10 protein-coding genes are annotated in these 14,350 nt (G+C 43.5%); 5 read left to right on the top strand and 5 right to left on the bottom strand.

The genetic code is table 11. The annotated features are described in order from the left end of the window. Positions 1-57: 57 nt before the first annotated feature. From AB6E85_RS07435 to AB6E85_RS07420, 4 genes are all read right to left on the bottom strand, one after another. Positions 58-741 (bottom strand): hypothetical protein, encoded by a 684-nt coding sequence (locus tag AB6E85_RS07435; RefSeq protein ID WP_372142074.1) that lies wholly within the window; start codon positions 739-741, stop codon positions 58-60. Between the two features lie 274 nt (positions 742-1,015). Beyond that, a complete protein-coding gene (gene prc, locus AB6E85_RS07430) occupies positions 1,016-3,010 on the bottom strand; it encodes a carboxy terminal-processing peptidase (RefSeq protein WP_372142073.1) in 1,995 nt (664 codons plus the stop codon). A gap of 17 nt (positions 3,011-3,027) precedes the next feature. Next, the gene (proQ, locus tag AB6E85_RS07425) at positions 3,028-3,651 is read right to left on the bottom strand and encodes an RNA chaperone ProQ (RefSeq protein ID WP_372142071.1); all 624 of its coding nucleotides are present in this window, start codon (positions 3,649-3,651) and stop codon (positions 3,028-3,030) included. A gap of 97 nt (positions 3,652-3,748) precedes the next feature. Further along, complete coding sequence (locus tag AB6E85_RS07420; protein ID WP_017630025.1) at positions 3,749-4,240, bottom strand: GAF domain-containing protein; 492 nt, start codon at positions 4,238-4,240, stop codon at positions 3,749-3,751. Between the two features lie 89 nt (positions 4,241-4,329). Here AB6E85_RS07420 and AB6E85_RS07415 point away from each other — a divergent pair, with 89 nt between their 5' ends. The 4 genes from AB6E85_RS07415 to rsmF all read left to right on the top strand — a co-directional run bounded on the left by AB6E85_RS07415 (position 4,330) and on the right by rsmF (position 11,679). Next, positions 4,330-6,126: an ABC transporter ATP-binding protein gene (locus AB6E85_RS07415; protein WP_017059690.1), complete on the top strand. Its 1,797-nt coding sequence runs from the start codon at positions 4,330-4,332 to the stop codon at positions 6,124-6,126. Between the two features lie 54 nt (positions 6,127-6,180). Continuing rightward, positions 6,181-7,464, top strand: coding sequence for a PqiA/YebS family transporter subunit (locus tag AB6E85_RS07410; RefSeq protein ID WP_372142069.1), 1,284 nt, complete (start codon positions 6,181-6,183; stop codon positions 7,462-7,464). Next, complete coding sequence (locus tag AB6E85_RS07405; RefSeq protein WP_372142068.1) at positions 7,451-10,108, top strand: MlaD family protein; 2,658 nt, start codon at positions 7,451-7,453, stop codon at positions 10,106-10,108. The genes AB6E85_RS07410 and AB6E85_RS07405 overlap by 14 nt, the downstream gene beginning before the upstream one ends. A gap of 149 nt (positions 10,109-10,257) precedes the next feature. Next, positions 10,258-11,679, top strand: a complete 1,422-nt coding sequence (gene rsmF / locus AB6E85_RS07400; protein ID WP_061038972.1) for a 16S rRNA (cytosine(1407)-C(5))-methyltransferase RsmF — start codon at positions 10,258-10,260, stop codon at positions 11,677-11,679. 299 nt (positions 11,680-11,978) lie between these two features. Here rsmF and AB6E85_RS07395 read toward each other — a convergent pair whose 3' ends face one another. Next, on the bottom strand, positions 11,979-12,887 hold the full coding sequence (locus AB6E85_RS07395) for a S1 RNA-binding domain-containing protein (RefSeq protein ID WP_174214340.1): 909 nt from the start codon (positions 12,885-12,887) through the stop codon (positions 11,979-11,981). A gap of 28 nt (positions 12,888-12,915) precedes the next feature. Between AB6E85_RS07395 and AB6E85_RS07390 the strand changes: the two genes are divergently transcribed. Further along, entirely contained in the window at positions 12,916-14,271 is a 1,356-nt protein-coding gene (locus tag AB6E85_RS07390; protein WP_048660779.1) for a hypothetical protein, read from the top strand. Positions 14,272-14,350 lie beyond the last annotated feature (79 nt).

The following is a 14,350-nucleotide window of genomic DNA, read 5'->3' as shown; positions in this document are numbered from 1 at the left end:
AGAAATGAAGTGTGTGCCATATTTTCAACGAACCGATTTTATGGCTAAAACTCGTAGTTAACGTATGCGATTAAGCACCGCGAACATGTCTCCCTCTTCACCTTGAAGCGTCAAAACATCACTGTCCAATGTGTAACGAGTGCCGTGCTCACCGTTCTCATAAAGCAGCACTAATTGGTCGCCCTCGGTGTAATACACACCACGACGAATGACTTCACCCCCTTCTTCATCGGACACTCGGAACATGAAGATAAAATCAGGTTGAAGCACTAAATCCATTTTTTGAATGTTGCTGGCTCGCAAGTCGCTTCCAGACAGTTCGGCGCTTGACCATATTCCAGCCAGGGCGTTGGGCAAGGCTTTGGTGAACATAACACCGTTAAGATTCAGCATATTATGGTTACTGCTGTACGCGTAAACCTGAGGCTCAGAAGTATTCAAACCTAAAATAATGGTGTCTTCATTGGCATTATACAAACCTTCCCAATGATCCACACTGTAGTCTTTCTTTTGGATATCGATAGTGAATGAGTAATTTGAATCGAGAGTGAGTTTGATTGCTCTAAAGTTTTCAGTACCTTGCTCAGGATCTGGATTCATCAAATACCAATCACCAAGCAGCAGAGGAAGGTCAAAATGAGATAGATTACTATCACTTTTTGATTGTTGGCTGCTCGAAGCGACCTCGCTCCCAAAAGCAACAAAACTTAAACAAGATAAAATTAGTAGAATCCATTTCATACGCGCCCCCTCATTTTCTTTAAGCTTAGGCACGTAATGATTAGAAAGCGAAAAAATATGATCCAAGTCACTAAATTTTAATTGCGAAGTAACTTAAGTGTCATTATCCAACGCAAAATGGAGCTAAATCACCCTGAATATTGAGTGTTCTTTGCGACAATCTCAACGGTTACAATCAGATATTCTTGTCAAATCATAGACACAAAAAAAGCGAGCCTAGGCTCGCTTTTTAATTGCGTATCTTTAAACAATCACCTTATAACAGGCGTTTGCTCTATTTTTTGATCATATCCAGCATGATAGCAACAGACTCATCAAGATAAGCATCCGGGGCTTCATAGTCTTTAGGAATATCATCCAACGTTTTAAATGCCTCTAAGTTAGCGGCTTTTTGACGTTGATTAATACGATCTAGACGAAGCGCATCCGCATCATCGCTCTCTTGCTGACGTACCTTTTCATTCAAAGAAAGGTCGTTATCGTCTTTATCTGCCTTATATTTTTCAATATCTTGCGCGATAAAGCCAAATTCCATATCTGTCGCAATACGAGCTTGGTGTTGAGCTGTTAAAGCAACAATTTGCTCATCGTTACGCTGTAACACTGAGTAGTTTGCTTTATCAATGCTGTCCCAAGGTAGAGCGTTGTCTTCAACACTTTCACCAGTATCTGCTGGGTCAATTGGCGTTGGGTAAGCAATATCAGGCACTACACCTTTGTTTTGCGTACTACCACCATTGATTCGGTAGAATTTCTGGATTGTGTATTGAACGTAGCCTAACTCTTTATCGAACAAATCATAAATATGATTCAAAGAACGATGCTGTTGTACCGTACCTTTACCGAAAGAGTTTTCACCTAGGATGATTGCACGACCGTAATCCTGCATCGCTGCTGCAAAGATTTCAGATGCTGAAGCACTGTAGCGATTCACCAATACCGTTAATGGACCTTGGTAACTGATTTCACCATCAGTATCGCTGTTCACTTTGACACGACCGTAGCTATCACGAACCTGAACAACAGGCCCCTCTTTGATAAACAAACCAGAGAGTTCGGTTGCTTCCGTTAGTGCACCACCACCGTTGTTTCGCAGATCAACAATAATACCTTCAACACCTTGCTCTTTAAGCTCGGTGATCAGTTTATCGGTATCTTTAGAAAGGCCAACATAGAAACTTGGTACTTCGAGTACACCAATCTTCTTGCCATCTTTCTCGATAACTTCTGATTTAACAGCGCGGTCTTCTAAACGAATCTTATCGCGTACAATTGTGACAACGTGACTTTTTGCATCTTTACCGTCTGGCAAGATCTGTAGCTTAACTTTAGTCCCTTTCGGTCCTTTAATTAATTGCACTACATCGTCTAAACGCCAGCCGATAACATCAACAATCTCTTCGCCATCTTGACCAACGCCAACAATACGGTCGCCATCGCTCAATTGTTTGCTATTTGACGCAGGGCCACCAGCAACTAAAGATCGAATAACGGTGTAGTCGTCTGTCATCTGAAGTACAGCACCAATACCTTCTAAAGATAGATTCATCTCAGATTGGAATTGCTCTGCATTTCTTGGAGAAAGGTAACTGGTGTGAGGATCAACTTCACGCGCAAATGCGTTCATGTAGATTTGGAAAGCATCTTCGTTATGCGACTGCGTAATACGCTTCATCGCATTGTTGTAACGCTTTTCCAAAACTTCTTGAATCTCTGGCCACTCTTTACCAGTAAGTTTTAGATTCAACGCATCGTATTTAACGCGTTTTCTCCAAAGCTCATTCACTTCAGCGATATCTTTTGGCCACTCTGCTTCACTACGATTGAGCTCAATACTTTCATCAGTATCAAACTTAATCTCTGTATCTAGCAACGACAATGCATATTGAAAACGTTCAAAACGCTTCTGCATAGACAAATTATAAACATCGAATGCAATCTGGTTATTGCCTGCTTTCAGTTGATCATCAATTTGTGTAGATGACGCAGCGAAAGAGTCAATATCAGCTTGAGTGAAGATATTACGATTATAATCCAGCATCTCTAAGTAACGATTAAAGATAGCTTGAGAGAAATCATCGTTGAGATTGAAGTGTTTATAGTGAGAACGAGTAAATCGAGAAGTAACACGTTTACTAGCAGTTTCGTGTTGGACCTCAGGAGCGAGTAGAGGTAAATCGTCCTGATCTAATTTGGCTTCAAGAGCCTGAGCTGAAGCTGCTAGCCAAAAGCTAGCAGCAATCAGTGTCAATTTTGAACGGCATTTCATGCGTAGGAGTATCTCCTTTAAGCGCGCAAGTGCTCCGCTTTAACAACCATTTGTAGGCCGTTTGCTAACTGAACACGCACATCTTCCTTATTGATTTCAACAATGGTCGCAGCCATGTTTCCTTTACCCATGTTCACATTTACTTCTTTGCCAGCGATGAATTCGTCAGCGTTCAAAGCGCGTGTTTCTACAGGCTTTTCTACTTTTGGTGCTTTAGGCGCTTGACGACGAGGCTGTTGAGCTTTCTTCGCCTTAGGTTTTACTTTGCCTTCTTCACGAGCTTTTTGTGCTTGTTCTTTACGACGAGCCTGAACTTTCGCTTTGCTTTCAGCAAGTGTAGCTTTAGCGTGTTCAACGTGCTCTTCTTCTAGTGTGCCACACGCGTTGCCGTTTAGGTCAACACGTTCTGCGCCAGCTTTTACGCCGTGCAGGTAACGCCATGATGATGTGTACTGTCTTAACGCTGCACGAAGCTGAGTCTTACTTACTTTTTCGTCTTCATTTAGACGTTCAGCAAGATCTTGAAAAATACCAATTTTAAGTGGCTTCGCTTCACCTTCTAGAGTAAAGCATTTAGGGAAACATTCAGCAATATATGCGATAACTTCTTTGCTGTTTTTTAACTTTTCAGTGTTTTCCATGTGGGTTCCTGGTTTTTGCGGTTTTCCGCGAGCATTAAGAAAATATTTTTACGTATTATAGAGAGATGCTTGGGAAAAACCACAGTAAGAGAATAATTTATGCCTTGTTCGCGTGCGAATTAAGCAGCTTTTCCACTTCTGCCATGAAAAATGTTAATCCGTCCTCGTCAATTTGAGAAAAACGACCAACATTTGGGCTATCAATATCAAGAACGCCTGCGATTTTTCCGCCAATCGAGAACGGAATTACGATTTCTGAGTTACTTGCAGCGTCACAAGCGATGTGACCTTCGAACTCATGAACATCATGAATGCGCTGAACTGTATTCGTCGCAACCGCAGTTCCACACACTCCACGCCCTACCGGAATTCGCACACAAGCAGGTTGACCTTGGAAAGGACCCAGTACAAGTTCGTCTTTTTCCTTAGCTTGATCCTGCTTCATTAAATAGAAACCCGCCCAATTCAAATCATCCAATTCCATGAATAATAAAGAACTGATATTAGCAAGATTAGCAGTTAGATCGGTTTCTGATTCAATTAATGCAACGGCTTGTTTGGTTAAGCGTTGGTAATGTTCTATTTTCATATTAACTTCCAATTAAATTGAGACTTCCATTATCAAGAGAACGCAGTAGAATGCGGCCATCAAACTAAATAGGACTTATTCTCATTACAATGAACAATTCAGAAGACACTATTAGCCGTTCTTGGTTAATAACTCAAGTAAAAAAACACAAGTCCAAATTACTGTTTGCTAACATTATTGCCATCTTTGCAACTCTCATTAGTGTCCCTATCCCGTTGCTCATGCCATTAATGGTTGATGAAGTATTACTTGATAAGCCCGCTTCAGGCTTAGAGATGATGAACCACCTACTTCCATCTTCATTACAAACACCGACTGGCTATATCGCACTAACTTTGTTGTTAGTGATTATCATGCGCTCCGTTAGCCAAGCGCTGAACATTCTGCAAGGGCGTCAGTTTACGCTTGTGTCCAAAACAATTACCTATCAAATGCGCAGCAAGATGATAGATAAGCTTGGCCGCATCAGTATTCGACAATACGAAACCAAAGGCAGTGGCGGTATTAACGCCCACCTAATAACAGACATAGAGACAATAGATAAGTTCATTGGCTCGACTCTTTCTAAATTTATCATCAGCTTCCTGACCGTGTTCGGGACAGCGATCGTGCTGTTGTGGTTAGAGTGGCGTTTAGGATTGTTCATTTTGCTGGTCAATCCTGTTGTAATTTATTTCTCCCGTAAACTAGGCAGCAGAGTCAAACACCTAAAGAAGTACGAAAACCAATCTTTCGAGCGCTTTCAGAACCGTTTGGTGGAAACCTTAGACGGCATTTACCAACTGCGTGCGGCGAATAAAGAACGTATCTTTCTCGATGAACTTAAGGTTCAAGCAAACCAAGTAAGAATCGATGCAGACAAATACGCTTGGCAATCTGAAGCTGCTGGCCGTGTTTCGTTTCTACTCTTCTTATTAGGTTTCGAGCTTTTCCGTGCCGTCGCTATGCTAATGGTGTTATTCAGTGACTTAACCATTGGTCAGATTTTTGCGGTATTTGGTTACTTGTGGTTCATGTTAGGCCCAGTTCAAGAGCTGCTAGGGATTCAATTCTCTTGGTATAGCGCGAAAGCGGCACTGCAACGCATCAACGATCTTCTTCAGTTAGAAGAAGAGAAGCGTCCTATTAGTAAAGTGAACCCATTTACAGAAGATCAAGAAGTGACTGTCGACATCGAAGACGTTACATTCTCTTACACATTGGAAAACACTGTTTTAAATAGGCTATCGCTGCACATCCCTGCAGGTAAGAAAGTCGCTTTGGTGGGCGCGAGTGGGGGTGGTAAATCTACGTTAATCCAGTTGCTGATTGGGGTTTACCAAGCAGATTCGGGGTGCATTCGCTACAACGGTGAAACAACCGATGACATTAGCTTTGATGTAATACGCAATCAAATTGCCGTTGTTTTACAACAACCTATACTCTTTAACGATACATTAAGGCATAATCTGACCCTTGGTGCTGAATACGACGAAATGTCGTTGTGGCGTGCGCTTGAAGTCGCTCAAATGCAAGATGTCATCAAGCAACTGAGTAATGGCTTAGATACACAAATTGGTAGGAACGGCGTTCGACTATCTGGTGGTCAACGACAACGCTTAGCAATAGCTCGAATGGTGCTGAGCAATCCTAAGTTTGTTATTCTTGATGAAGCGACATCTGCACTCGATACAGCAACAGAGTCAGCGCTGCATAAAGCGTTGAGCGAGTTTTTGAAAGATCGCACAACTTTGATAGTGGCTCATCGATTATCAGCGGTGAAACAAGCCGATCTAATCTATGTTTTAGAAGATGGACAAGTCACACAGACGGGAACACATGGTGAATTGGTTGAACAACAAGGACTCTATCAAACACTCTACGGCAGTGTGCAATCGCACGCCTGATGTTTGTGTCTCTGAGTCTTTAAGTCGGGTTGCTAACCTAACTTACGTTTCAACTTGGGAGGTCGCGTGACCTCCCCATCCGTAACCACCCCTTTATCAACAAAACACCAATGCGACAGCAGCTCAGTGCGTCTTTGCCAGGGCTGCGAACTTCCCGTAGATAAAATGGACATCCCTTTAGGGAAATCCGCTTACTGCCCAAGATGCGGAACTCAGCTTTATAGAGGAGGTACCCCTAGCCTCTCTGGAAACCTAGCAATCGCAATTACCTGCTTATTGCTGTTTATCCCGTCGCACTTTTTTGAATTCATCAGTATTCGCCTGATTGGCGTCATGATACCCGCGACGTTACCATCGGGTGTTTTTACCTTAATGGGCGAAGGCTTTCCTCTACTTGGTTTGCTGATCCTGTTCTGCAGTTCGATCGCTCCGTTGCTCGTGTGCACCTCGGTACTCATCACTCATGCATCACTGCGTTTTAAGATCTTCACACCCTTTCGTTATGCATTAGCCATTATTCAGACTCTCAAACATTGGATGATGTTGGATGTGTTTCTGGTAAGTTTGGCGGTCTCATGTTTCAAACTGCAAGATTACTCAGACATTTTCGTCGGCCCTGGTTTGATTGGCCTGATTCTTCTGCAGCTTTTCAGCGTATTACTGGTAAGCCGTATCAGTGTGCGTCGCTACTGGGAAGCTTGGGCAAAAGAATCTGAATACTCTTTTGCTGAAAGTAAGAACGTACACTGTCACAACTGTCACCTATCTCAGCCTGACGGTCATACTTGTGTGCGTTGTCACCATGACTTATATCACCGTAAGCCCTACTCTATTCAGAAGACTTGGGCTCTGCTATTTGCCGCATCCGTGGCTATCGTGCCAGCCAATGTCATTCCTATTTCTATTCTTATTACCAACGGTCAAAGGCTGGAAGACACCATCATTTCCGGTGTCGCTTCGCTAATTAATAGCGATATGTATGGCATCGCTGCGATCATTTTCATTGCCAGTATCGTCGTGCCCGTCGCGAAAATACTGGGCCTCGCGTACATCTTAATCTGTATCAAGATGAAGCGCGCCGTTTACCACAGGCAACGTATGACCATCTATTTCATCGTGAAATGGGTGGGAAAATGGTCGGTAATGGATCTGTTCGTTATTTCGATCATGATGACCTTGGTCGACCGTGGACAAATTTTAAACTTTACACCAGGTTATGGTGCAGTCGCTTTTGGCGTCGTAGTTGTTCTCACGATGCTAGCAGGGGAAAGCTTAGATCCTAGGCTAATTTGGGATAACTACACCTCTAAAGATGAGTCAGTGAATGAACAACGATAACCAATCACAAACGTCATATTCACCAGAAGTAAGGAAAAACAAAGGCATCTCACCTTTGTGGATTCTGCCGATATTAACCGTCGCCTTAGCCGGTTGGTTGGTCATGAAATCGATACACGATGCTGGGCAGCGTGTGCAGATATACTTCTCAGATGCCGCAGGTTTAGTCGCAGGTCGAACAACGATTCGTTACCAAGGCTTAGAGGTGGGTATGGTGCGCGACATCACTTTATCCAAAGATCTATCGAGTATCTATGTCGATGCTGACATCTACCCAGAAGCGAAGAAGCTACTCTCAAAAGGCACTCGTTTCTGGCTTGTAAAACCGACAGCAAGTTTGTCGGGTATCTCAGGATTAGACGCACTTGTTTCAGGTAACTATATTGCTATCCACCCGAGCGAAACCAAAGAAGAGCCAGAAACCGTTTTCCAAGCGTTAGAATCCTCCCCTTCTGACTTACTGGCTTCTGAAGGTTTGAATATTTCACTAACGACCAAAGATCTGGGTGGCGTGTCTGTTGGTTCTCAAATCGTTTACCGTAAAATCCCAATTGGTGAAGTTTACAACTACCAGTTAAACGACAACGCGAAATCCGTTACGATTCAAGCGTCAATTAAAGATGAATACAGCCATATCATTACCGACCAAAGCCGTTTTTGGAATGTCAGTGGTTTAGGTGCCAGTATTGGCTTTTCTGGTGTTGATGTTCGACTAGAGAGCCTAAGTGCATTGCTTGGCGGTTCAATTGCGGTCGACTCTCCGGGAGAAGGTCAACCCGTTGAGATGAACACCAAGTTCAAACTCTACCCAGATCTGAAAACAGCGGGTCGAGGTATCTCTATCAAGATTGCCGTACCAGATGACAACAAGATCAGTGCTACGGGTGCTCCGATCATGTATCGCGGCATCGAAATCGGTCAAATCACTGATTTATCGCTAAGTGAAGGGCGTGAAAACGTCGTCGCATCCGCTGCTATTCAACCGGCATTCAGTGACTTTTTAAATAGTGGCAGTAAATTCGTTTTAGAAGAGGCTGAACTGTCTCTTACTGGCATGAAAAACATTGCCAACTTAGTGACAGGTAACTTTTTAACCTTGGTACCGGGCGAAGGTGAAAAAGCACGTCGATTTACTGCGATCCGCAAAAATGAATTCAGTCAGGAACAAGAGAAATCCGTTGCGATTCGCTTAACGTCGAACAATTCGTTCGGTTTAGATGTCGGTACACAACTTCTCTACAAAGGCATTGCCGTTGGCTCTATCATCCATGTGGGATTAGTTGATGGTGTTGGTACAGGCTCTGATAAACACGAAGTCTTCATGGATGCACTTATCGATAATGAATACGCGCACCTTATCAAAAGCCACAACCGTTTCTTTGTGACAGGCAGTGCGACCGCAGAGCTAACCGAATCAGGCTTGAGTGTTACGGTCCCACCAGCGAAACAGCTCCTTACTGGCTCGATTAGCTTTGTGAGTGAAGGTAAATCTGAAGCTAGAACGGACTACCAACTTTTCCAAAGCAAGTCGTTAGCAGAAATTGCTAAGTTTAATCAGTCTGGTTCAAAGACACTTTCTTTGTTTGCCAGTGAGTTACCTTCAATCTCTAAAGGTAGCCCACTCCTCTACCGTAACCTACAAGTGGGTAGTATTTCTGATTTTCAGCTTGCAGACGGTGGCGTAAGAATAAAAGTCACAATCGAAAATCGTTACACGCACTTACTCAATAAGCACACTGTTTTCTGGAACCGTTCAGGCGTTGAGGTTGATGCATCGCTATCGGGTATCAGCATTAAAGCGGCACCAGTTAAAACCCTTATCCAAGGCGGTATTGCTTTTGACTCTCTGCCAGGAATCGACAACAAACTCGGCGATGTGTGGAAGCTATATAAAGATTCGAAATCTGCTCGAAAATTTGGTCGTGCGATTACTATCACCTCTTCTGGCGATCAAGAAGTCAGCAAGGGCATGGCGATCAAATATCAAGGTGTCACTGTTGGTGAGGTTACTTTGGTGATTCCGAACTTCAACAAGGGCGGCATTGAAATTACTGCACGTATTTTACCTGAATACGTCGACAAAATTGCCGTGGCGAACAGTCACTTCTGGTTGGCAGAACCTGAGATTGGCCTTAACGGCATCAAAAACGTCTCTGCGCTGCTCTCTAAGCACATTAACGTAGATCCGGGTAAAGGTGAAAGAAACACGAAATTTGAGCTTAGTAAGGGACCTGTGCAGCCTGAAGGCAAGATATTCCAGCTTCAAAGCGAAACGCGAGGCTCGGTATCTGAAGGCACACCTATCCTATTCCGTGAGCTAGAAATCGGCAGTGTTATTGATGTTCAGTTAGGCGAGTTTGCTGACCGCATCATCTCTACGATTCAAATAGAACCAGACTACGCGTATCTAATCCGCGCAAACACCGTGTTCTGGAACGTGTCGGGCGTCGATGTCTCTATCGGCCTGTCAGGCGCAAACATCAAAGCCGGAACGGTAGACAGCTTGTTAAGAGGTGGTATTACATTCTCAACGCCACCGACAAATGAACTTCAACCAGTAGCAAGCGAAGATCAGTCTTTCTACCTCTATCCTCAAGCCGAAGATGAGTGGAAATCATGGAGAACCGCAATTCCTCGTCCATAGAGTGAACTCTCTGACGTTTCTGGAAGATTAATTCTTCATCAAAATGCAGCCATTAGGCTGCATTTTTGTTGTTTGCTGCAAATATGGTTTAGGACGGCCTCATTTTGCTTTAAACTCCCCGCATTAATGCAATAAATCGAGATACTCTTTTGCACGCTAACGTATATATTCCTGAAGAATTCCTAACGCACATCGAAGCAATCATGCCTAGTCATCTAGATATGGCTTCTTTCGTTGCGTCATGCCAAAAACCACTTCGTAAAAGTATTCGAGTCAACACATTGAAAATCAGTGTTGAAGATTTCCTAGTACGAGCAAAAGAGAAAGGCTGGGAACTGGAACCTGTACCTTGGTGTGAAACGGGCTTTTGGATTACAGCGGACGAAAGTGAAGCTCCACTAGGTAATACGGCAGAACACATGTCTGGTCTTTTCTACATCCAAGAAGCCAGTTCGATGATGCCACCTTCGGCACTTTTCCAAGGCGAAGCTGATTATCAAGCGGTGTTAGACACTGCGGCTGCACCCGGCTCTAAAACAACGCAAATCGCGGCGCTAATGAATAATCGCGGTGTATTGGTTGCCAATGAGTACGCAGCAAGCCGTGTGAAAGTCCTTCACGCTAACATAGAACGTTGTGGTGTTCGTAATGCCGCTCTAAGTAACTTTGACGGTCGAGTTTTTGGTGGTTGGTTACCAGAACAGTTTGATGCTGTGTTGCTAGACGCACCCTGCTCTGGCGAAGGCACCATTCGTAAAGACGCTGATGCGATGAAGAACTGGACGTATCAATCTGTGGTCGATATTGCCGACACGCAAAAAGATCTGATTGAAAGTGCGTTCCATGCTCTTAAACCTAATGGTGTGTTGGTTTACTCAACGTGTACGCTTAGCACCGAAGAGAACCAACAAGTGTGTCATCACTTAAAAGAAACCTTTGGTGATGCGGTTGAATTTGAATCTCTTGAATCACTATTCGACAATGCAAAAGCAACCACGACAGAGGAAGGCTTCCTACACATCTTCCCTCAAGTTTATGACTCAGAGGGTTTCTTTGTTGCACGTATCCGTAAACTAGCGTCTGTTACTCCACCTGAAGTTAAAAAGCGTATGGGTAAATTCCCATTTGAAAAAGCATCAAAGAAAACTCAGAAAGAAGTCGCTGAGCAACTAATGAATACTCTCGATATCGAATTGCCAAGCGATACTCAAGTTTGGATTCGCGACAAAGACGTTTGGCTATTCCCAGAAGCGCTAGAACCTATGATCGGTGAATTCCGTTTCTCTCGCATGGGAATCAAGATCGCCGAAACCCATAAAAAAGGTTACCGCTGGCAGCACCAAGTGGCCACAACACTTGCAACAGGGAATGAAGCTAATGTTGTCGAGCTAAGCATTGAAGATGCTCGTGAATGGTTCATGGGACGCGATGTTCGCCCTGAAGGCCTGTCTGGCAAAGGTGAAGTACTAGTGAAGTACAATGGTGCAATCATCGGCCTTGGTAAGTGGGTTGGCAACCGAGTGAAGAACGGTTTACCACGCGAGCTAGTGCGCGATAAGAACCTATTCTAAAAGCGTTCGCACTGTATACAGCTAGATAAACAAAAAGCCCAAACAACGTTAATTGTTTGGGCTTTTTCTATTCTATCGGCCATATAAGTCAGTGTGCGAGCGCTTGTAAATCAACAACTAATTATATAAATATCAATTCAAGTCACTATTTCCAAAAAGAAAAGTCGCACTTTAGGGAATCTAAACTAGACTTCAATCTAATAGTCAAAAGATTAAAACGATTAGCGTAGGCTCTTCGGAGCCCTTTCCCCTAAGCCCAAACAGGAAGGTTTGGGCTTTTTTTTGACCGAGAGGACCGCTTATTTAACTAAGCTGATACCTTCTTTGTCGATAGTGATCTTGCCAGATTTGTACAAACCACCAATTGTCTTCTTGAACGTACCTTTGCTGGTTCTGAATGCAGAGAAAATAACTTCAGGAGAAGACTTATCATTCAAAGGCAGGTAACCGCCTTTCTTCTCAAGCAGGTCAAGAACCTTAGTGCTTAGGTCATCCATCTTAGCGACACCAACTTTCTGAAGAGACAGATCAATTTTACCGTCTTCTTCACGAACGTTTTTAATGTAGCCTTTTAGCGTTTTACCAATGAATAGCTTACCGATGATGTCAGATGGGAAAATCATACCCCAGTGTTCACCGTTCACGATCGCTTTGTAACCCAATTGGCTGCGCTCAGCGATAATGAGATCAACTTGCTCATTTTGCTTATAAGTCGCAGGCGTGTTGTCTAACCACTTGTTGAACTTTGTTGTACCTACAATGCGGCTAGATGCTTTATCAATATATACATATACTAAGATTGATTGACCTTCGTTTAAACGGCCACGTTGCTCGCTGAAAGGAACAAGAAGGTCTTTACCTTTCACGCCCCAGCTCATGAATGCACCAGTGCTGTTAACACCTTCAACCGTCATCAAACCAAACTGGCCTACTTGAGCGATTGGTTTTTCAGTGGTTGCAGCGATCTGGTTGTCAGAATCAATGTATAAGAAAACATCTAGCTTTTGACCAATTTCAACACCTTCAGGAGTAAATCGTTTAGGCAGCAACACGGTTCCATAGTCGCTCGCGTCAAGGAATACACCGAAGTCTGCTTGTTTTACTACTTCTAAGTTGTTTATTTGACCAATATTAATCATCAAGATTGTCTCTACTTTAAATTTGGCGGAGATTATACGTGATCTCTGATATGCTTTCGCTAGTTTCATTCATATTTTTACATTCTAGGAGACATCGTTGATCACCGTTGATAAACAAGATGCGATAACACTTAAAATTAACCATGCCATGGCTAAGACAAAAAAGCTCGACATGGACGTTTATCTATTCATTCCCGGTGAACTTGGACTGACTCCTGAAGTGCTTTCTGAAAGTGCCTTTTTCTACAGCTCAATCACTCAAAAACGCGCCTACTACAGTGACAAAACACTTTTACCTTTGGTGCACAGTCGCTTAGCTAAGCGTGGACGATTGTCGATTACGCAGTATCGTGTCAGTTTGAGTTTGTTCGCCTACCAATATGTTATCGCGTTAGATAAAGCGGTAAGTAGCCTGAACAAGAATGATAGTGACGACGTAACGGCTGACGAAGTAGATGAAGTCATTGAGCTCGCGTTAGATATCCTCAAGAAACTTCGTCGTAGTATTCCTTACGAAGAGAACCTTAAGCGCTACTACGCCAACATTGATAACTACCTTTCGTGGTACACAGAGCAAAAGTTCTTATCGTTGGTATCTCATATGCCACGTGGCAGCGAGTACTCCACAATTAAGGAGCGACTCTTAACGCTTTGTGATAAGGAAACCGCTCACCGCAAGCTCAACCGTTACAACTCAGCTAAGGTACGTGAAGACGTCACCCGCCTGAGTAACAAGATGCGACTGCTGCGACGTTTGATTGAACACCCTATCGTGCTAAAAGAAAAGACGACATCGATGGGTAAGAACGTTAAGCGTGCCGTGAAAGGCATTGCGACCGGTTTGGTGATGGTTGTCGTGACTACTACTGTGATCTTGGCTCGTGACTTTCTTGGTGAGATTACCGCTTCCTTCATCGTGGCGATGTCATTCATCTATGCATTACGCGAAATCTTCAAAGATGACTTGAGAGACATCCTTTGGCGCTGGCTGCGCAAAGGCAAGCCTAAATGGAAGCGTCGTTACTATGACCCAACGACCAATAAGTCTGTCGGCCATAAACTGGAATGGTTGGACTACGCGAACTTTTCGAAGCTTGCAGATCGTATTCAATCAATTCGTAAGAAGCGTGTAGTGCAACGTGAAGAGCAGATCTTGCATTATCGCTCTCATACTGAGATGTCGACATCGACGTTCATGAGTGGTTATGAAGAGACCCGTGAAACTTTATCCATCAGCTTAAGAGCGCTGACACGATTAATGGATAAGGGTTCAAATAAGGTATATCGCTTGAATGAAGGACAAGTCAGCCGTGAATCGGTAGAAAAGCGTCACTTGCTTAACCTGATCATTAAAGAGAACAATCATGATAACGAACCGACCTATTACCGTTGGAAAATCGTAATGAACCGTTCAAAGATCGTCGACATCGAGCAAATCACTCAAGAGTCTTAACTTTGCTACGGTGTGCAGCACGGTATGTGGATATTCAATTCACATACCGCTCTTTCACTTATTCAAGCTTCCATCTACT

This window comes from Vibrio sp. 10N.247.311.51, from assembly GCF_041467855.1.
GTDB classification, from domain to species: Bacteria; Pseudomonadota; Gammaproteobacteria; order Enterobacterales; family Vibrionaceae; genus Vibrio; species Vibrio coralliirubri.
The sequence above is the reverse complement of the archived record's forward strand: the minus strand, read 5'-3'. Positions and strand labels throughout refer to the sequence as shown.